Origin of the sequence: Winogradskya humida (genome assembly GCF_016862215.1) — a bacterium.
GTDB classification, from domain to species: Bacteria; Actinomycetota; Actinomycetes; order Mycobacteriales; family Micromonosporaceae; genus Actinoplanes; species Actinoplanes humidus.
This window is the reverse complement of record NZ_BOMN01000137.1, coordinates 41,942-61,410: the sequence shown is the minus strand read 5'-3', so window position 1 is coordinate 61,410 and position 19,469 is coordinate 41,942. Positions and strand designations below refer to the sequence as shown.

The 19,469-nt window shown below is 73.6% G+C and carries 6 protein-coding genes; 5 read left to right on the top strand and 1 reads right to left on the bottom strand.

Annotated features, from left to right (window positions below; translation table 11 throughout):
• Positions 1-21: 21 nt before the first annotated feature.
• Positions 22-14,634 (bottom strand): type I polyketide synthase, encoded by a 14,613-nt coding sequence (locus tag Ahu01nite_RS45990; protein WP_203843073.1) that lies wholly within the window; start codon positions 14,632-14,634, stop codon positions 22-24.
• Between the two features lie 230 nt (positions 14,635-14,864).
• Between Ahu01nite_RS45990 and Ahu01nite_RS45985 the strand changes: the two genes are divergently transcribed.
• Genes Ahu01nite_RS45985 through Ahu01nite_RS45965 form a run of 5 tightly spaced genes read left to right on the top strand, consistent with a single transcriptional unit; the run spans position 14,865 to position 19,465 of the window.
• Entirely contained in the window at positions 14,865-16,061 is a 1,197-nt protein-coding gene (locus tag Ahu01nite_RS45985) for a cytochrome P450 (RefSeq protein WP_203843072.1), read from the top strand.
• A gap of 11 nt (positions 16,062-16,072) precedes the next feature.
• The gene (locus tag Ahu01nite_RS45980) at positions 16,073-17,749 is read left to right on the top strand and encodes an AMP-binding protein (RefSeq protein WP_203843071.1); all 1,677 of its coding nucleotides are present in this window, start codon (positions 16,073-16,075) and stop codon (positions 17,747-17,749) included.
• Positions 17,746-18,585 carry a ferritin-like domain-containing protein gene (locus tag Ahu01nite_RS45975; protein ID WP_203843070.1) on the top strand — a complete coding sequence of 280 codons (840 nt, stop codon included), beginning with the start codon at positions 17,746-17,748 and terminating at the stop codon, positions 18,583-18,585. The genes Ahu01nite_RS45980 and Ahu01nite_RS45975 overlap by 4 nt, the downstream gene beginning before the upstream one ends.
• The gene (locus Ahu01nite_RS45970) at positions 18,582-19,184 is read left to right on the top strand and encodes a PaaI family thioesterase (protein WP_203843069.1); all 603 of its coding nucleotides are present in this window, start codon (positions 18,582-18,584) and stop codon (positions 19,182-19,184) included. Before Ahu01nite_RS45975 ends, Ahu01nite_RS45970 begins: the two co-directional genes overlap by 4 nt.
• Positions 19,181-19,465 (top strand): acyl carrier protein, encoded by a 285-nt coding sequence (locus Ahu01nite_RS45965; protein ID WP_203843068.1) that lies wholly within the window; start codon positions 19,181-19,183, stop codon positions 19,463-19,465. The genes Ahu01nite_RS45970 and Ahu01nite_RS45965 overlap by 4 nt, the downstream gene beginning before the upstream one ends.
• The last annotated feature ends 4 nt before the right edge of the window (positions 19,466-19,469 follow it).

Below are 19,469 nucleotides of genomic sequence, written 5' to 3'. Positions count from 1 at the left end.
GTGGGTTCCTTTCTGGGGTGTTCAGACCCGGCCGAGCTCGTCGTCGAGGATGTCGAGGAGTTCGTCGAGGGTGACGTTGCTCAGGGAGTCCGCGCCGGCCGGTGTGGGGCCGGCCGGTGCCGGTTCCTGCTCGGGTGCGGGGACCTGTGCCCGGGCGAGTTCGGTCAGGTGGCCGGCCAGCGCGAGCGGTGTCGGATAGCTGAAGATGGTGGACGTCGACAGCCGCAGCCCGGTGACGCTGCCGAGCAGGTTGCGCAGCTCGATCACGATCAGCGAGTCGAAGCCGAGGTCCTTGAACGCGCGGGCGGCCTCGATCTGCCGCCCGGAGGCGTGCCCGAGGACCGCCGCCACGCAGGTCCGGACCACGCCGAGGACCTCGTGCTCCCAGCCGTCGGCGGGCACGGTGGCGAGCCGCTGCAGCAGCGTCTCCGGCTCGCTGTCCGCAGCGTCCCCGGAGCTCGTGCCGGAGTCGGCCGGGGCAGCGTCCACGCCGGGGATCGCCTCGGGAAGCTCGGCGAAGAACGCGGCCGGGCGCAGCCGGGTGAAGGCGGGCAGGAAACGGGACCAGGTGAGGTCGGCGACGGTGAGCGTGGCCTCGCCCGTCTCCAGCGCCCGCAGCAGCGCGGCGACGGCCCGGTCGGGCGGCATCGGGTGCACCCCGCCGCGGCGCAGCCGGTCCGCGACCACCCCGCCGTCGGCGGCCATCCCGCCGTCGGACCAGGCACCCCAGGCGATCGAGGTGGCCGGCAGCCCGTCGGCGTGCCGCCGTTCGGCGAGAGCGTCGAGGTAGGCGTTACCGGCGGCGTAGTTGGCCTGTCCCGGTGCTCCCCAGAGACCGGAGACCGAGGAGAAGAGCACGAACGCCGAGAGGTCCAGCCCGGCGGTCAGCTCGTGCAGATTGCCGGCACCCAGCACCTTCGCCCGCAGTACGGTGTCGAACCGGGCCGGGTCGAGGGCGTCGAGGACGCCGTCGTCGAGGGCGCCGGCCGCGTGGAAGACCGCGGTGAGCCGGCCCGGCAGCCCGGCGAGCAGAGCGGCGACCTGGTCCCGGTCGGCGACGTCGCAGGCGGCGACGGTCACCTGTGCCCCGGACCCGGCCAGTTCGTCGCGCAACTCGGCGGCGCCGGGAGCGTCCAGGCCGCGGCGGCCGGTGAGCACGACGTGCTCGGCGCCGGTCCGGACCAGCCAGCGGGCGACGGCCGCGCCGACCGCCCCGGTGCCACCGGTGACCAGGACGGTCCCGGAGGCGGCCCAGGGCGTGCCGCCGGCCGGGACCGGGGCCGGTACGAGCCGCCGGCCGAGGATGCCACCGGGCCGCAGCGCGACGGCGTCCTCGCCGGAGTCCCCGGTGAGGACCGCGAGCAGCCGGTCACAGGTGCGGGCGTCCGGGACCGGCGGCAGGTCCACGAGCCCGCCCCAGCGGTCCGGGTGCTCCAGCCCGGCGACCCGGCCGAGACCCCAGACGGTCGCCTGGGCGGCGTGGGTGACGGGGTCCGGGGGGCCGGTGCCGATCGCGCCCCGGGTCAGGCACCACAGCGGCGCGCTCAGGTCGAGGTCGCCGAGTGCCTGGACGGCGGCGACCGTCGCGGCGAGGCCCGCGGTGAGCGCCGGATGGTCCGGGTGGACCCGGTCGTCGAGGGCGAGCAGGGACAGTACGCCGTCCGGTGCCCCGCCCGCGACGGCCGCCTTGATCTGCTCTGCCAGGGCGGCACGGCCGGTGGCTGCGGCGTCGACGCGTACCCGGACGGTCCTTATCCCGCGGGCGTCGAGCAGGTCGAGCAGGGCGGGGTCGCCGGTGTCGCCGGGGTCGAGGACCAGCCAGGTGCCGGGGTCTTCGGCGATGGGCGGCTCCGCGAGGTAGCGCCAGCGGACGGCGTACCGCCAGTCGTCGATGCTGGAGATCTTCGCGTGGGGGTCCAGCCAGTAGCGGTCGCGCTGGAAGGGGTAGGTGGGCAGGTTCACCGGCACGGTGCGGTGGCCGGCGAAGAACGCGGGCCAGTCGACCGGCACGCCGGCGGTGGCGAGGCGGGCGATCGCGCCGATGAGCGTACGAGCCTCGTCCTGACCCGCGCGCAGGGCGCTGACCAGCACGGCGGGGCCGGTGCCGAGGATGTCCCGGGCCGCCGCGGTGAGCGTGGCGTCGGGTCCCAGCTCCAGGAACACCGTGCTGCCCTCGGCCGCGAGCCGGGTGACCGCGTCCTCGAACCGGACGGTCCGGCGTACCTGCTCGACCCAGTAGCCCGGGTCGCAGAGCACGTCCGCGCCGGCCGGTTCGCCGGTGACGGTGGAGACGATCGGGATGACCGGCGGGTGGTAGGTGAGCCGCTCGGCGACCGCCCGGAACTCGGCCAGCATCGGCGTCATCCGCTCCGAGTGGAACGCGTGGCTGACCCGGAGCCGTTTGATCCGGTGCCCGGCCGCGGTGAGCATCGCCTCCGCCCGCTCGACGGCCTCGAGATCACCGGAGATCACGGTCGACTCGGGCCCGTTCACGGCGGCGATCTCGGGTGCGTCCGGTCCGCTCAGGACAGCGCGGACCACGTCCTCGCCGGCCCGGACCGCGCTCATCGCGCCGCCCTCGGGTAGCGCCCGCATCAGCCGGCCCCGGGCCGCGACCAGCTCGCACGCGTCGGGCAGGGACAGCACCCCGGCGACGTGGGCGGCGGCCAGTTCGCCGATCGAGTGACCGGCGAGGTGGTCGGGGACGACACCCCAGCGTCCGGCGAGCCGGAAGAGCCCGACCTCCAGGGCGAACAGCGCCGCCTGGACCTGGTCGGTGGGCTGCCGGTCGGTGCCGGCCCCGGCGGTGGTCAGGCTCTCCCGCACGGGTACGCCGAGCAGCGGGTCGAGGTGCCGGCAGACCTCGTCGAACGGCTCGGCGAAATCGGGCAGCGCCCGCGCCAGGTCGAGTCCCATCCCGGCGCGCTGGCTGCCCTGCCCGGCGAAGAGGAACGCCACCCGGACCGGACCGTGCCCGGTGCCGCGGATGCCGCCCGCCGGGCCCGCCAGCAGCGTATCGAGGCCGGCCAGGAGTTCGGCCCGGCCGGCGCCGACGACGGCGGCCCGGTGCGGCAGCGGGAATCGGTCGACGGCCAGCGCCCGGGCGACGTCGATCGGGCGGTCGTCGCCCATCCGGCTGCGCAGGCTGGTGATCTGGTCGCGCAGGGCGTCCTCGGTGTGCCCGGACAGCAACCAGGGCACGACGGTGGTGTCGCCGCCGGGCACACCGTCGTCCTCGCGGGGAGGTGCCTGCTCGATGATGACGTGGGCGTTGGTCCCGCTGACGCCGAAGGCGGAGATTCCGAAGCGCCGGGGCCGGCCGGTCCGCGGCCACGGCGTCGGCCGCTGGATCAGGGTGAGCGCTCCGCTCCAGTCGGAGTGCGGGCTGGGCCGCTCGGCGTGCAGGGTGGGAGGCAGCACGCCGTGATCCAGTGCCTGGACCATCTTGATGATCCCGGCGACACCCGACGCGGCCTGGGTGTGACCGATGTTGGATTTGAGCGAGCCGAGCCACAGTGGATGGTCGCGGTCCTGGTCGTAGACGGCGCTGAGTGCGGCTGCTTCGATCGGGTCGCCGAGTGTGGTGCCGGTGCCGTGTGCTTCGATGGCGTCGATGTCGGTGGTGGTGAGGCGGGCGTTGGCGAGGGCCTGGCGGATGACGCGTTCCTGTGAGGGTCCGTTGGGTGCGGTGAGTCCGTTGGAGGCGCCGTCCTGGTTGACGGCGGAGCCTCGGATGACGGCGTGGACGTTGCGTCCGTCACGGATCGCGTCGCTGAGCCGTTGCACGAGGATCAGCCCGGCGCCCTCGGCCCAGCCGACCCCGTCGGCGTCGGCGCTGAAGGCCTTGCTGCGCCCGTCGGTCGCCAGCCCGCCCTGCGCGGCGAACTGTTCGAACACCATCAGGGACGGCATCACGGTCACACCGCCCGCGACGGCCAGGTCGCACTCGCCGCGGCGGATGGCCTCACAGGCGAGGTGCAGCGCGACGAGCGAGGAGGAGCAGGCGGTGTCGACGCTGAGGGCGGGGCCTTCGAGGCCGAAGACGTACGCGAGCCGGCCGGACATGACGCTGCCCGCGGCGCCGGTGAGCATGTGGCCGTCACTGCCGGGTTCGACGCTGCCCCGGTAGCCGTACCCGGTCCAGTTGCCGCCGATGAAGACACCGGTGCTGGTGCCGCGCAGGTCGGCGGCGTTGATGGCGGAGCGTTCGAACAATTCCCAGCACACCTCGAGCAGATGGCGTTGCTGGGGATCCATGGCGAGGGCCTCGCGCGGGGAGATGCCGAACAGTCCGGCGTCGAAATCGGCGACGTTCTCGAGGAAACCCCCGACCCTCGCGTACGCGGCGGTCGGCGACCAGCCCCGGTCGGTGGGGAACGGCGAGACCACGTCGGTTCCGCTGAGCACGACGTCCCACAGCTCGCCGGGGTTGTCGATGCCGCCCGGCAGCCGGCAGCTCATCCCGACGATGGCGATGGGATCGTCGTCGACAGCCGTGGTCGCCGCCCGCACCGTGGCGGTGGCCGCGACCGGGCCGCCGCCGAGCGCGGTCAGCACGTGCCGTGCCAGGGCGGCGACGGTGGGATGGTCGAAGGCGACCGACACCGGCAGGGCGACCCCGGCGGTAGCGGCGAGCCGGTTGCGGAATTCCACCGCGATCAGCGAATCGAAGCCCAGGTCCCGGAACGGCCGGTTGACGTCGAGGGTGCCCGGGTCGGCGTGCCCGAGGCAGGCGGCGGCCAGGTCGCGGACGACGATCTCCAGTGCCCGCAACCGTTCCCGGGGCGATCCGGCCGGGACCGTCGCGGCCACCGCCGGGCGCACGGACGGGACTGCCATGGGGGTCGTGCCGGGCGGCAGAAGGTCATGCAGCAGCGACGGTACGGGCTCCGCGGCGGCGATCGCGGCGAGCCGTCCGGCGTCGACGTGCATCGGGACCAGGTGGGCGTACGGCGTCGCCAGCGCCGCGTCGAGCAGGGCGAGCGCGTCCCCGGTGGCCAGCGGTGTGCCGAGCCGGCCGGCCCGGGCCCGGTCGACGTCGCCGAGGTGGCCCGTCATGCCGCTGGCGTCGTCCCACAGCCCCCACGCGAGGCTGGTCGCGGGCAGCCCGTGGGCGCTGCGATGCGCGGCCAGCGCGTCCAGGTAGGAGTTGGCGGCGGCGTAGGCGGCCTGCCCCGCGGCACCGAGCGTGCCGGCGGCACCGGAGAACGTCACGAACGCGGCCAGGTCCCGGCCCGCGGTGAGCTCGTGCAGGTGCCCCGCGGAGCCGGCCTTCGCCCGCAGCACCCGGTCGAGCTGCCCGGGGGTGATGGAGTCGAGGATGCCGTCGTCCAGGACCCCGGCCAGGTGCACGACCGCGGTCAGTTCGGGGAGGGTGGACAGCAGCGCGGCCAGTGCTTCCCGGTCGGCGGCGTCGCAGGTGACCACGTCGGCACGGGCGCCGGCGCGGGTCAGTTCGGCGGTGAGGGTGCCGATGCCGGGGGTGCCGGAGCCCCGCCGGCCGGCCAGCACGACATGGCGTACGCCGTGCGCGGTGACCAGGTGCCGGGCGACATGACCGCCGAGGGTGCCGGTGCCGCCGGTGAGCAGGACGGTGCCGGTGCCGGCCCACGGCGTCCGCGCCGCTCCGGCCGGAACCGGGACGGCGGCGAGGCGGGGAACCAGGACCTGCCCGTCCCGGACGGCGGCCTGTCCCGCGGCCGCGGCCAGGGTGAGCAGAGCGGGGTCGTCGGTATCGGTGTCGATGACGGCGAACCGGCCCGGGTTCTCGGTCTGCGCCGAGCGTAGTAGGCCCCAGGCCGCTGCGGCGCCGAGGTCGATGACGTCCTCGCGGGGACGGGTGGCCACCGCGCCGGTCGTGACCACGACGAGCAGGGTGCCGATCGTCGCCGGGTCGGCCAGCCAGTGCCGGACGCGATCGAGCGTGGCGGCGACGGTGGTCCCGGCCGTTCCGCCGCCGGGCACCCGCCAGAACTCGAGCGGCTGATCATCGAGTGTGGACTCCGGGGCGGGCACCCAGTCGATACGGAACAGCGAATCAACGGGCACGGATACGGGTACGGGCTGGGCGTCCGGTGCCGGGCCGTCCCCGCCGAGCCAGTAGCGCTCGTGCTGGAACGCGTACGTGGGCAGGGGAACCGGGTGGTCCGGGGACTCGCCGAGCAGGGGGCGCCAGTTCACGCGTACGCCCGCGTTGTGCGCTTCCGCCAGTGCCGTGAGCATCCGGCGGGGTCCGCCGTCGTCGCGGCGCAGGGTGTGCAGGACGGAACCGGTGGCGCCGGTGGCGGAGATGGTCTCGTGCAGGCCCGCGGTGAGCACGGCGTGCGGGCTCACCTCGAGGAACGTGACCGGCCCGGCGGCGAGCAGATCCCGGACGACGGGGGCGAAACGTACGGTGCCGCGCAGGTTGTCGTACCAGTAGCGGGCGTCGAGGTCGAGCGGGTCCACGCGGTGCCCGGTGACCGTGGAGTGGAACGGGACCGTGGCGCCGGCCGGGCGTACCTCGGCGAGGTCGACGAGGAGCCGGTCCCGCAGCAGTTCGATCTGGGCGGAGTGGGCCGCGTAGTCGACCGGGAGGCGGTTGCTGCGGATGCCCGCCGAGGCACAACCGGCCGCGAGCTCGTCGAGGGCCGCCGGGTGACCCGCGAGGACGGTGGAGGTGTCGCCGTTGAGTGCGGCGACGGAGATCCGGTCGCCCCAGCCGCGGGCCAGCGCGGCGGCCTCGGACTCGTTCAGCGCGACGGCGAGCATGCCACCGTGCCCGGACAGCGAGGTGAGGGCCTGCGAGCGCAGCGCCACGACGCGGGCGCCGTCGTCGAGGGAGAGCGCCCCGGCGACGCAGGCCGCGGCGATCTCGCCCTGCGAGTGGCCGATGACGGCGGCGGGCGTCACGCCGTACGCCTGCCAGAGCCGGGCCAGCGACACCATCATGGCCCAGAGCGCGGGCTGCACCACGTCGACCCGGTTCAGATCGGCGGCACCGGGCGCGTCCCGCAGCAGATCGATGAGCGACCAGTCGACGTACGGCGCGAGCGCGGCGGCGCACTCGTCGAGGGCCTGGCGGAAGACGGGCTCGCTGTCGAGGAGTTCTGCGGCCATGCCCGCCCACTGGGTGCCCTGTCCGGGGAAGACGAACACGACGGTGCCGGCCTGAGCGGTGTCGCCCTGGACCACCGTGGGGCTCGGCCGGCCGCTGGCGAGGGCGTCGAGACCGGCTAGGAGCTCGTCGCGGCCGGCGCCGATGACGGCGGCCCGGTGCGGCAGCACGGTCCGGGTGGTCGCCAGGGCATGGGCGACGTCGTAGGGGTGCTGATCGGTGAGGTGGTCGCGCAGCCGGGCGGCCTGGTCGCGGAGCGCGCCCGGGGTCTGGCCGGACAGCAGCCAGGGCAGGGGGTTCCCGGGGAGTGGCGCCGCGGCGTGGTCCGGGGTGTGGTCCGGGGCCGCGGGCGCTTCGAGGATCAGGTGCGCGTTGGTGCCGCTCATCCCGAAGGCCGACACCGCGGCACGCCGGGGCCGGTCGGTCCCGGGCCAGGGGCGGGCCTCGGTGAGCAGGGTGAGGGCACCGCTCCAGTCGATGTGCGGGCTGGGCCGCCCTGCGTGCAGGGTCGCGGGCAGGACGCCGTGGTTCATGGCCTGGACCATCTTGATGAGCCCGGCGACACCGGCGGCGGCCTGGGTGTGACCGATGTTCGACTTCACCGATCCGAGCCACAGTGGATGGTCGCGGTCCCGGTCGTAGACGGCGCTGAGTGCGGCTGCCTCGATCGGGTCGCCGAGGCTGGTGCCGGTGCCGTGGGCTTCGACGGCGTCGATGTCCGTGGTGCTGAGCCCGGCGTTGGCGAGGGCCTGACGGATGACGCGTTCCTGGGACGGCCCGTTGGGTGCGGTTAGCCCGTTGGAGGCGCCGTCCTGGTTGACGGCGGAGCCTCGGATGATCGCGTGGACGGTACGGCCGTCACGGATCGCGTCGCTGAGCCGCTGGACCAGGACCAGGCCCACTCCTTCGGCCCAGCCGACGCCGTCCGCGTCCGCGGCGAAGGCCTTGCTGCGCCCGTCGGAGGCCAGCCCGCCCTGCACGGCGAACTGGTCGAACACCAGCGGGGACGGCATCACGGTGATACCGCCCGCGACGGCCAGGTCGCATTCGCCACGGCGGACCGCCTCGGCGGCGAGGTGCAGGGCGACGAGCGAGGAGGAGCACGCGGTGTCGACGGTGAGGGCGGGGCCCTCCAGGCCGAAGACGTAGGACAACCGGCCGGACAGGATGCTGCTCGCGGCGCCGGTGAGCAGGTGCCCGTCGGTGGCGGGTCCGGCGCCGGTGCCGTACCCGGTCCAGGAGCCGCCCACGAAGACGCCGACGGCGGTGCCGCGCAGGTCGGCCGCGTCGATGGCGGAGCGTTCGAACAGTTCCCAGCACACCTCGAGCAGGTGGCGTTGCTGGGGATCCATGGCGAGGGCTTCGCGCGGGGAGATGCCGAAGAGCCCCGCGTCGAAGCCGGCGACCGCGTCGAGGAAGCCGCCGGCCTGCGCGTACGGCGTCTGCCGGGGCCAGCCGCGGTCGGCGGGGAAACCGGAGATCACGTCGGCGCCGTCGAGGACGGTCCGCCACAGGTCCTCGGGACCGGCGATCCCGCCCGGCAGGCGGCAGCTCATCCCGACGATGGCGATCGGGTCGCCGGCTGTGGCTGTTGCCGCGGTGGGCGTACGGTCCGGGGTGGCCCCGCCCAACATCTCGCCCACCACGAAGCGGGCCAGGGCGTCCACGGTCGGGTGGTCGAAGACGACCGACACCGGCAGCGCGACCCCCGTGGCGGCGACGGCGCGGGTCCGGAAGTCGACGGCGATCAGCGAGTCGAAGCCCAGGTCCCGGAACGGCCGGTCCGTTCCCACCGCGCCCGGGCCGTCGAGGCCGAGACACGCGGCGACCTCGGCCCGAAGCAATGATGTCACGGTCCCCAGCCGGGCGTCCTCGCCCAGCTCGCGCAGCTGCCGCACCCGCTCGCCCCCGGCTTCCGGCACGGCGGTGACGGGCCGGGCCGCCTGCGGGATCTCGTCGAACAGCCGGCTGGCCCGCTCGGCGGTGAAGCTGCGGGAGAACCGCTCCCAGGCGACGTCGGCGACGGTCAGGGCGGCCTCGCCACCGGTGACCGCGCGGGCGAGCAGCTCGACGGCGAACCCCGGGTCGAGGGCGCTGAGACCACGCCGCCGCAGGTATTCGGCAGCACCGTCCTGGACGGCGAGCCCGGCCTCTGCCCACGGTCCCCAGGCGACCGCGGTGGCGGCCCGGCCCTGCCCGCGCCGGCGCAGGGCGAGCCCGTCGAGGTACGCGTTGGCGGCGGAGTACGCGGCCTGGCCCCCGCTGCCCCAGATCCCGGCGATGGAGGAGAACAGGACGAAGCTGGCGAGCGGCCGGTCGCCGAGCAGCGCGTCGAGGTTGGCGGCCCCGGCGATCTTCGGGCCGGTGACCGCGGCGAAGTCGGCCGGACCGGCGGTGCCGAGCCGGATCTGCTGCTCGATCCCGGCGGTGTGCACGACGTCGGTGACGGGATGCGCGTCCGGTACGGCGTCGAGAACCGCTGCCAGGGCGGCCCGGTCGGCGGCGTCGCAGGCCACGATCGTGACGTCGGCGCCCAGCGCGGTCAGCTCGGCGTGCAGCTCGGCGGCGCCGGGTGCGGCGGTGCCATGCCTGCTCAGCAGCAGCAGCCGGCGGGCTCCGGCGCCCGCCAGGTGCCGGGCGACCGCGCTGCCGAGCGCACCGGTCCCGCCGGTGATCAGCACGGTGCCGGCCGGCACCCAGCCGGCCCGGTCGTCCGGCTGGTCCGGGCAGCGCAGCAGGCGGCGGCCGAGGCGGCCGGTGGCCCGGATCGCGACCTGGTCCTCGCGCTCCTCGCCGGTGGCCGCCAGGGTCGTGGCGAGCAGCGTGGCCGCCCGGGTGTCGAGCGTGCCGGGAAGGTCGACGAGGCCACCCCAGCGGTTCGGATACTCCAGCGCGGCGACCCGGCCGAGCCCCCAGACGGCGGCCTGGGCGGCGGAGATCGCCGGATCGTCCGAGGCCCGGGTGCTGACGGCGCCGCGGGTCAGGCACCACAGGGGCGCGGCCGTCCCGTCGAGGGCGTCGAGCAGTGCCAGGGTGGCGGTCAGGCCGGTCGACATGCCCGGATGCGCCGCGTCGTCGCCGTCGGCCAGGGCCAGCAGCGAGACGACGCCGGCGACGGGGCCGGGCACCGCGGCGATCTCGGCCCGCAGGTCCGTTTCCGGCCCGGCGAGCACCGGCCGGACCTCGGCACCGTGCCGGGCAAGAGCCTCGGCGACCTCATCGCCCGTTTCCGGTGGCATGACCACCAGCCAGGTTCCCGACAGGCCCGCCGGTGTGGCGGGGGCGACCGGCCGCCAGTCGATCCGGTATCGCAGAGAGTCGGCCAGCGCGTCCCGGTCCCGGCCGCGGCGCCATCGGGACAGGGCCGGCAGTACCGTGCTCAGCGCGGTGGCGTCGGTGCCGAGGGTGGCCGCGAGTGTGCCGGCGTCCTGCCGCTCGACGGCTCCCCAGAACCGGGCCTCGGCGGGGGACCGGCGCTGGGCCGCGGGGGTCTGCTCGACGGGGGCGACCCGGGGCTGCGGCGGCATCCAGAAACGGCGGCGCTGGAAGGCGTACGTGGGTAGCGGCACGACCCGGGCGCCGGGGCCGAAGACCGCCGCCCAGTCGAGCGTGCCACCGCCGGTGAACAGTTCGGCGACGGCGGTCATGACCGCGACGGGTTCCGGCCGGTCACCGCGCAGCGACGGCACCACCAGGACGTCGTCGCCGAGGCATTCGCGGGTGAGGGCGGTCAGCGAGCCACCGGGGCCGATCTCGACGAACGTGTCGGCGCCGTCGTCGCGGGCGGCGGCGACGGCATCCCGGAACAGGACCGGTTGCCGGACCTGCCGGATCCAGTAGTCCGGTGTGGACAGCATGGCCGCCCGGTCGGGCTCACCTGTCACCGTGGAGACGACACGGATCCGGGCCGGCCGGTAGGTGAGTCCCCGCGCGACGGCGCCGAAGGCCTCCAGCATCGGGGTCATCCGCTCGGAGTGGAACGCGTGGCTGACCTTCAGGGCGGTGACCCGGCGCCCGCGGTCGCGCCACGAGGCGGCTACCCGGTCGACGGCGTCCGCGTCACCGGTCAGCACGGTGTTGCCCGGCGCATTGTGCGCCGCGACCTCCACCCCGGGCGGCAGCTCGCCGAGCTCGTCCGGCGCGGCCTCGACGGCGGCCATCGCCCCGCCCGGCGGCAGGGCCTGCATGAGCCGGCCCCGCGCGGCGACCAGGGTGCATGCGTCGGCGAGGTCGAGGATGCCCGCGAGGTGTGCCGCGGCGATCTCGCCCACGGAGTGGCCGATGAGCAGGTCGGGGCGGACCCCGAGGGAGATGGTCAGGCGGGCCAGGGCCACCTGGACGGCGAACAGGGCCGGCTGCTGATCGCCCGTCAGGTCGAGCGGGCCGGTGCCCAGCGCGAGTTCGCGGACCGGCCGGTCGAGCAGCGGGTCCAGGGCGGCGGCGACCTCGTCGAAGGCGGCGGCGAAGACCGGGAAACCCTCGTACAGTTCGCGGCCGGCGCCGGGCCGTTGGCTGCCCTGGCCGGAGAAGAGCAGGACCGTACGCCCACGGCGTACGCCCCGCCCGCGGATCAGCCCGGCGGCCGGCTCGTCGGCGGCGAGGGCCGTGAGCGCCGTGAGCAGGGCGCCGGAGTCCTCGGCAACCACGGCTGCGCGATACTCCATCGCCGCGCGGCTGGTGGCGAGCGAGTATCCCAGGTCAGCACGTGCCGGACCCTCCACAGCGGACAACAACCGCGCCGCCTGGGCGCGGAGGGCGGCAGGACTCTGACCCGACAGTACGAACGGCATCGCCCCCACCGACACCTCGCCGGTCCTCGGTGCGACGGGTTGCGGTGCTTCCTCCAGGATCGCGTGGCCGTTGGTGCCGCTGATCCCGAACGCCGACAGGCCCGCCCGGCGCGGCTCGCCGGTCTCCGGCCACGGCGTCGGCTCGGTCACCACCCGGACCTCGCCGGTCCAGTCGACGTGCGGTGACGGGGCGTCGACGTGCAGGGTGGCCGGGACGATGCCGTGCCGCATCGCCATGACCAGCTTGATGATCCCGGCGACGCCCGCGACGATCTGGGTGTGCCCGATGTTCGACTTGATCGACCCGAGCAGCAGTGGCCGGTCCACGGGACGTTCGCCGCGGTGGACGGCGAGCAACGCCTCCGCCTCGATCGGGTCGCCCAGGGAGGTGCCGGTGCCGTGCGCCTCCACCACGTCGATCTGCCCCGCGGTGAGCCCGGCGTCGGCCAGCGCGCGCCGGATGACCCGCTGCTGGGCGAGGCCGCTGGGGGCGGTGAGGCCGTTGCTGGCCCCGTCCTGGTTGAGGGCGGTGCCCCGGACCACGGCGAGCACCGGGTGCCCGAGCCGCCGGGCGTCGCTGAGCCGCTCCACCAGCACCATGCCGGCGCCCTCCGACCAGGCCGTCCCGTCGGCGCCGGCGGCGAACGGCTTGCACCGGCCGTCGGGGGCCAGCGCCCGCTGCCGGCTGAACTCCACGAACGGCAGCGGCGTGGCCATCACGCTCACCCCGCCGACCAGTGCCAGGGTGCAGTCGCCACGGCGCAGGCCCTGGACCGCGAGATGCAGCGCGACCAGCGACGACGAGCAGGCGGTGTCGAGGGTGACGGCGGGTCCCTCGAACCCGAACCGGTAGGCGATCCGCCCGGAGGCGATGCTGACGGTGCCGCCGAGCGCGAGGTGATCGGTCACCCCCTCGACGGGCGGGGTGCCGGGCTCGAACACGGTCGGGACAGGGCCGGCGCTGTCGGAGCTGAAACCGGCGTAGCCCGCGAACATGATGCCGAGGTAGACGCCGGTCGGCGTACCGGTCAGCGAGCTGGGGTCGAGCCCCGCCCGTTCCAGCGTCTCCCAGGTCATCTCCAGCATCAGCCGGTGCTGGGGGTCCATCGCTAGGGCTTCCCGCGGGCTGATGCCGAAAAGCGCGGGGTCGAAGTCGGCGGCGTCGGCCAGGAATCCGCCTCGTTTGACGTACGTGGTGCCGGAGCGGCCCGGCTCGGGGTCGTAGACGCGGTCGAGGTCCCAGCCGCGGTCGGCCGGGAAGTCGCCGATCGCGTCGCGGCCCTCGGCGACGAGCTGCCACAGGTCCTCGGGGCCGGTGACCCCACCGGGGAGGCGGCAGCTCATCGCGACGATGGCGATCGGGTCGTCGTCACCGCCGGCCGGAGGCGTCCAGGTCTCGGCGGTGGGCGCGGTGGCGGAGAGCCGGCCCGCCAGCATCGTGGCGAGCGGGCCGGGTGCGGGGTGGTCGAAGATGGCGGCCGGTGAGAGCCGGAGCCCGGTTCGCGCGCTGAGCCGCCGGGCGAGTTCGACGGCGCCCAGCGAGTCGAGACCCGACTCGAAGAAGGCAAGGTCCGGGTCGGTCCCGCCGGGTATCAGGTCCGCGGCCTCCTGTTTGACGACCCGTTCCAGGATCTCCCGGTGATCGGCCGGGTCGGCGGCGGTCAGTTCGTCCATGATGGAGGGACGGGCCGTCGCGGCCACGGGCACGGGAAGGTCCGGGTTGTCGGCGGCCACGGCGGCCCAGTCGAGCGGGACCCCTCGGGTGCGGAGCTGGTCGAGCATCGTCAGCAGGCTCTCGGCATCGGAGCGGCCGTTGCCCCGGACGGCGGGCAGGACCAGCGCCGCCACGTCGAGGCAGTCCTCGGTGAGGGCGGAGAGCATGCCGTTGGCGCCGAAGTCGATGAACGTGTCGACGCCGTCCGCGGTCAGCCAGCGGATCGCCTCGAACCACCTGGTCGTTCCGCGTACCTGCGCGGCCCAGTGGCCGCCGCCCTGCAGTTCCCCGGCCGAGGCGAGCCGGCCGAGAAGGGTCGAGACCAGCGGGATGCGCGGCGGGTGGGTCCGGCCCTCGACGACGCCGGCGAACTCGGGCATCAGGGTGTCCATGTGCCAGGAGTGGAAGCCACGGCTGACCGGCAGCATCTTGGCCTTGCGGCCCCGGCCGGTCCAGTCGGCGACCAGAGCGCTCACCCCGGCGGGATCGCCGGAGACGACACAGGACGCCGGCCCGTTGTCCGCCGCTATGTCGACGCCGGGAAACTGGGACAGCGAATCGGCGACCTCCGCGGCCGACACCCGCAGGGCCGCCATGGCCCCGTCGATCGGCATCGTCTCCCTGGTCAGCCGGATGCGCTCGGCCATGATGACCGCGATGTCGGGCAGCTCGAAGATTCCCGCGGCGGTGCCGGCGGCGAACTCGCCCACCGAGTGCCCGAGGACGTAGCCGGGGCGTAGTCCCCAGTGGGTGAGCAGGGTGAACAGCGCGTACTGGAACGCGAAGAGCCCGTCCTGGGTCTGCAGTTCCCGGTCGACCGGCGAGGCGGTGGCGCCGTCGTCGGTCTCCAGCAGGAATTCCCGTACGGTCCACGGCCCGTGCTCCGCGAGCCGGGCGCAGGACTCGTCGAGGGCCGCGGCGAACACGGGATAGCGGTCGTAGAGCTCGCGGGCCATCCCGGGGCGCTGGCCGCCTTCGCCGGGGAACAGCAGCGCCACCCGGGGCTCGCGTCCAGAATTCGAAAGAATATCCATGACCACCCGCCGGAACTGTTGATTATCAATAGCCGCACTCCGGCGAAGCCTCTCCTATGATTTCCGCGGATGTCAATGCGTTGCACGCGATTATCGCCGCGGTCGGTCAGGGGATGAATTAATAGGGGTTGACCTAGGGGTAGGGGGGTGCGGCACAGTGCTGGGTGAACCGGTTCTGGCGCGCCCCGTGCCGTGAATCCGCAGGTGAACCCCTTGTAAAAGTGGTGCCCATGGAAACTCTCTTTGACCCCCGTGACCCGACGATGCGCGCGGACCCCTATCCGCACTATCACCGGCTACGCGCTGCGGAGCCCATTCATCGGACACCTTTCGGTTATTGGGTCCTGTCCCGGCACGAGGAGGTGGAACAACTCGTCCGCTCCCCGCATGTGAGCAGCGCCTTTCACCAGGATCCGTCCTGGGTGAAGCACCGTGGCGGAGCCGGCGGCCCGGCCGTCGGCAGCACCCGGCACTGGATGCTGATGCTCGACGGCGCCGCGCACCGGCGGATCCGCGGCCAGGTCAACGCCGCGTTCACCGCCGGAGCGGTGGAACGGCTGCGTCCCCGGATCGTCGAGCTCGTCAAGGAGTTGCTCGATGAGCTGGGCGACGGCGAGGTCGACCTGATCGAGGGGCTCGCCCTGCCGCTGCCGGTCACCGTCATCTGCGAGCTGGTCGGCCTGCCCGCCGAGGACCGGGCGCGCTGCCGGGAGTGGACCGACTCGATCGGCCGCATCGTCGACCCGGCCATCACCCCGGAGGCATCGGCGGCGATGAACCGCTCCGCTGCGGAGTTCACCGAGTACATCCGGGAACAACTGCGGCTGCGCCGCGCCGACCCGCGCGAGGACGTGCTGTCGCTGCTGGCCGCGGCCGACGGCAACGGCGACCGGCTCACGGACGAAGAGATCATCGCCAACGTGCTGCTGCTGTTCAACGCGGGCCACGAGACCACCGTGAACCTGATCGGCAACGGCGTGCTCGCCCTGCTGCGCCACCCCGATCAGCTCCAGCTGCTGCGGGACAGGCCGGAGCTGATGGAGAGCGCCGTCGACGAACTGGCCCGCTACGACTGCCCGGTCCAGGTCGCCGCGCGGGTCACCACCGCCGAGGTCCGCCTCGGCGAGGCCACCCTGCCGGCCGGCGCGAAGGTGATGGTGCTGTTCGGCGCGGCCAGCCGGGACCCGGTCCGCTACCCCGACCCGGACCGGCTGGACATCACCCGCAGCGGCACCCGGACCCTCGCCTTCGGCGGCGGCCCCCACTACTGCATCGGTGCGCTGCTCGGGAAGTTCGAGACCGGCCTCGTGCTCACCGAACTGCTGCGCCGCTACCAGAAGATCGAGCTGGCCACCGACGAGCTCGTCTGGCGGCCGAACTTCAACTTCCGCGGCCTCGATTCCCTGCCGGTAAAACTCGTCATCTGAGGGAGAATCCGTTGCGACCAGGACTGCTCGACGGCGACACGCTCGGAGCGTGCCTGACCCGTCTCGTGGCGCACTCACCCGGCAGCGCCGCCACCTTCCCCGGTTCCGGGGAACGGCTCCCGCCCGCCGACCTGGACGCGTCCGCGACCGCCGCGGCCCACGGGTTACGGGACGCCGGCGTCGTGCCGGGCGAGGTCGTCGGGTTGCTGGTGCCGACCACGAACAGGCTCTTCACCACGATGTTCGGGCTGTGGCGCGCCGGCGCGGCCATCAGTGTGCTGCCCGTGCAGGCCGGGTTCGGTGACGCGGGCACCACCGCCAAGCGCCTGGCCCGGATCGCGGACACCGCGGGGATGCGGCATCTCGTCCTCGATCCGGAGTACGCCGCCATCGGCGACGAGCTGCGCGAGCTGATGCCGGAACTGGTCGTGCTCGAACCCTTCCGGGACGGCGCCGCGGACCCCGGGCCCGGTGCCGGGCCGCTGCCGGTCGTCGACCCCGAGGATCTGGCGGTCGTCCAGTTCACCTCCGGCAGCACCAGCTCGCCCAAGGGCGTCATGCTGCCGCACCGCGCCGTGGTCGCCGGCCTGAAGGCCTGCGTGGTCTCCGGTGCGTTCAGCCCCGACGACGTCTTCGTCCAATGGGTGCCGGTGTTCCACGACATGGGCCTGATCGGCTTGCTGTCGCACTGGCTCAACGGCGCCGACGTGCACATCTTCACCCCGACCGCGTTCCTGCGGCAGCCGGCGAAGTTCCTGGCCTACATCGCCGCCGTCGGCGGGTCGGTGGTCACCGGGCCGAACTTCTCCTACGACTACCTGCTCGACGCGGTCGGCCCCGAGCAGCTCGCCGAGCTGGACCTGTCGCGCTGGCGGCTCGCGTTCAACGGCTCCGAACCGGTCCAGATCGCCACGGTCGACCGCTTCACCACGACCCTCGCTCCGTACGGCCTCGACCCGTCGGTGATGTACCCCGTCTACGGCATGGCCGAGGCGACCCTCTCCGTCAGCTACCCCGTCCCGGGCACGGTGCCCCGGTCGCTGAGCATCGACCGGGACGCACTCGCCACCACCGGCCTGGTCCACGAGGTCGCCGCCGATCATCCGGCTGCCAAGCACGTGGTCTCGGTCGGGCAGGCCGTGCACGGCATCACCCTGCGCATCGTCGCGCCCGACGGCTCCGTGGCAGGCGACGGGCGGCTGGGCGAGATCCAGATCTCCGGGCCGCCGGTCACGACCGGCTACTACCGGGACCCGGCGGCCACCGAACGGCTGTTCGACGGCGGCTGGCTGCGCACCGGCGACCTCGGCTTCCTGCTGGGCGACGACCTCTACGTCGCCGGCCGGCTCAGGGAGATGGTCGTGGTACGCGGCCAGAACTACTTCCCGGACGACGTCGAGGCGGTCGCCCGCGAGGTGCCCGGCGTCTACCGCCGCCGCTGCGTGGCGTTCTCCGACGTGGACGAGGACGGCGCCGAGCACATCGGGGTCATCGTCGAGGCGAAGCCCGAGCTGGCGGATGCGCTGCGCCAGGAGGTCGCCGGCCGGGTCAGCAACGAACTCGACCTGGGCGCCGTCCGGGTCTATGTGGTCAAGCCGCGCTGGCTGCCCCGGACCACCAGCGGCAAGTGGCAGCGCGGTCTCGCCTCCCGGCTGCTGGCCGACGAGTTGAAGGGTGCGTCCCGGTGATTCCGACGATCGATGACGACCAACTGCACAGTGCGGGTGTCTTCACCCGTTATCAGCAGGCCACCTGGGAGCTGAAGGACATCCCCTGGGACGACTTCCGGCCCGACCTGGTCGAACCGGACTACATCACGTTCGCCAAGGGCGCGATCATGGGCGAGTCCAACTCGGTCGCCGCGACCCACGGCCTGCTGAACGAGTTCGCCGACGACTACGACTTCTCCCAGTTCGTCTGCATCTGGGGCTATCAGGAGGTCCAGCACCACCTGGCGTTCCAGACCTGGCTGCAGATGGCCGGTCACAAGGTGAGCTACGACAAGGTCAACGCGATGCGCGAGCCGTACCCGCCGGGCGTCACCAAGGCCGCGAGCATCGCGACCAACGTCATCTGCGAGGTGCTCACCAACCATATGTACAAGTCGGTGAGCCGGGCGGTCCGGGAGCCGGTGATCAGCAGGATCATGGGCCGGGCGAGCGGCGACGAGGCCCGGCACGCCCGCGAGTTCGCCCACTACACGGCGCGCCGGCTGGCGACCCACCCGCAGGAGTGCGCGTCGGTGGTGGAGACCCTGTACGTCTACATGGGCACCACCCGTGACCTTTACCGGCACCCCGTCAGCCGGTTCAAGGGGCACCTGCCCGAACTGCAGGGCCACGAGACGATCGACGAGGTGTTCAGCTACTTCGCCGAGGTGGACCGGGACGGCGTCGAGTGGGAACGCTGCTGCACGCAGCTCTTCGCGTACTTCTCCGAACTGACCGGGCACCGGCTGACCAAGATGGCCGACGTCCGGCGGGCCATCGCCGCGGAGTCGACAAAGGTCTCGATCGCACTATGAGCCAGCTCTCCACCGGCCCGGTGTCCATCGGCCCGGTGTCCATCGGCCCGGTGTCCATCGGCCCGGTGCCCGCCGGGCCGGTGTCCGCCGCCGAGGAGCCGATCGCGCTCCCGTGGCGCGACGAACCGAAATTCCAGTGTTTCGGGTGTTCGCCGCGCAACCCGGTGGGGCTCGCACTCACCCTGACCCGCCGGGCGGACGGGACCATCGCCGCCCGCACCACGCTGGGGGCGGACTACGCGTCGTACCCCGGCACGGTGCACGGCGGCATCCTCAACGTCCTGGTCGACGAGGTGATGGGTGATCTCATCGCGATCGACCTCGGCGTGCTCGCCTTCTGCATGACCCTGCGCACCAAGATGCTCGCGCCGGTGCGCACCGGGCGGGTCACCACGACCGTGGCCCGGCTCGTCGACCACGGCGGGGAGCTGATCAGGGCCGAGGCCGACGTCCTCGACGAGCACGGGGACGTCGCGGTCATGGCCAGCGGCACCTACCAGACCATCCGGGCCGGCACCGCGCGTGAGCTGATGGGCCTCGACGGCGCCGAGTTCGACCGGCTCCAGCACTACTTCGACCATGGATTGGGATCGTCATGACAGCTGCCACGCCTGCCGGCGCCACGCCCGGAACCGTCGACGCCGTCGCCGACGTCGTCCGCGGCTACCTGGCCCAGGAGATGAAGGTCGAACCGGCGACGATCGCCGACGACGAGGTCCTCAAGAACATCCCGGGCGTCGACTCGGTCCACCTGCTGCGGGTGGTGTCCCGGCTGGAACGGCACTGGGACGTCGAGTTCGACGACGAGCAGATCTTCGCCTCGGTCACCCTCACGGACCTGGTCACGCTCGTGACGTCGTACGTGCGGGCGAAGGACTGATCGG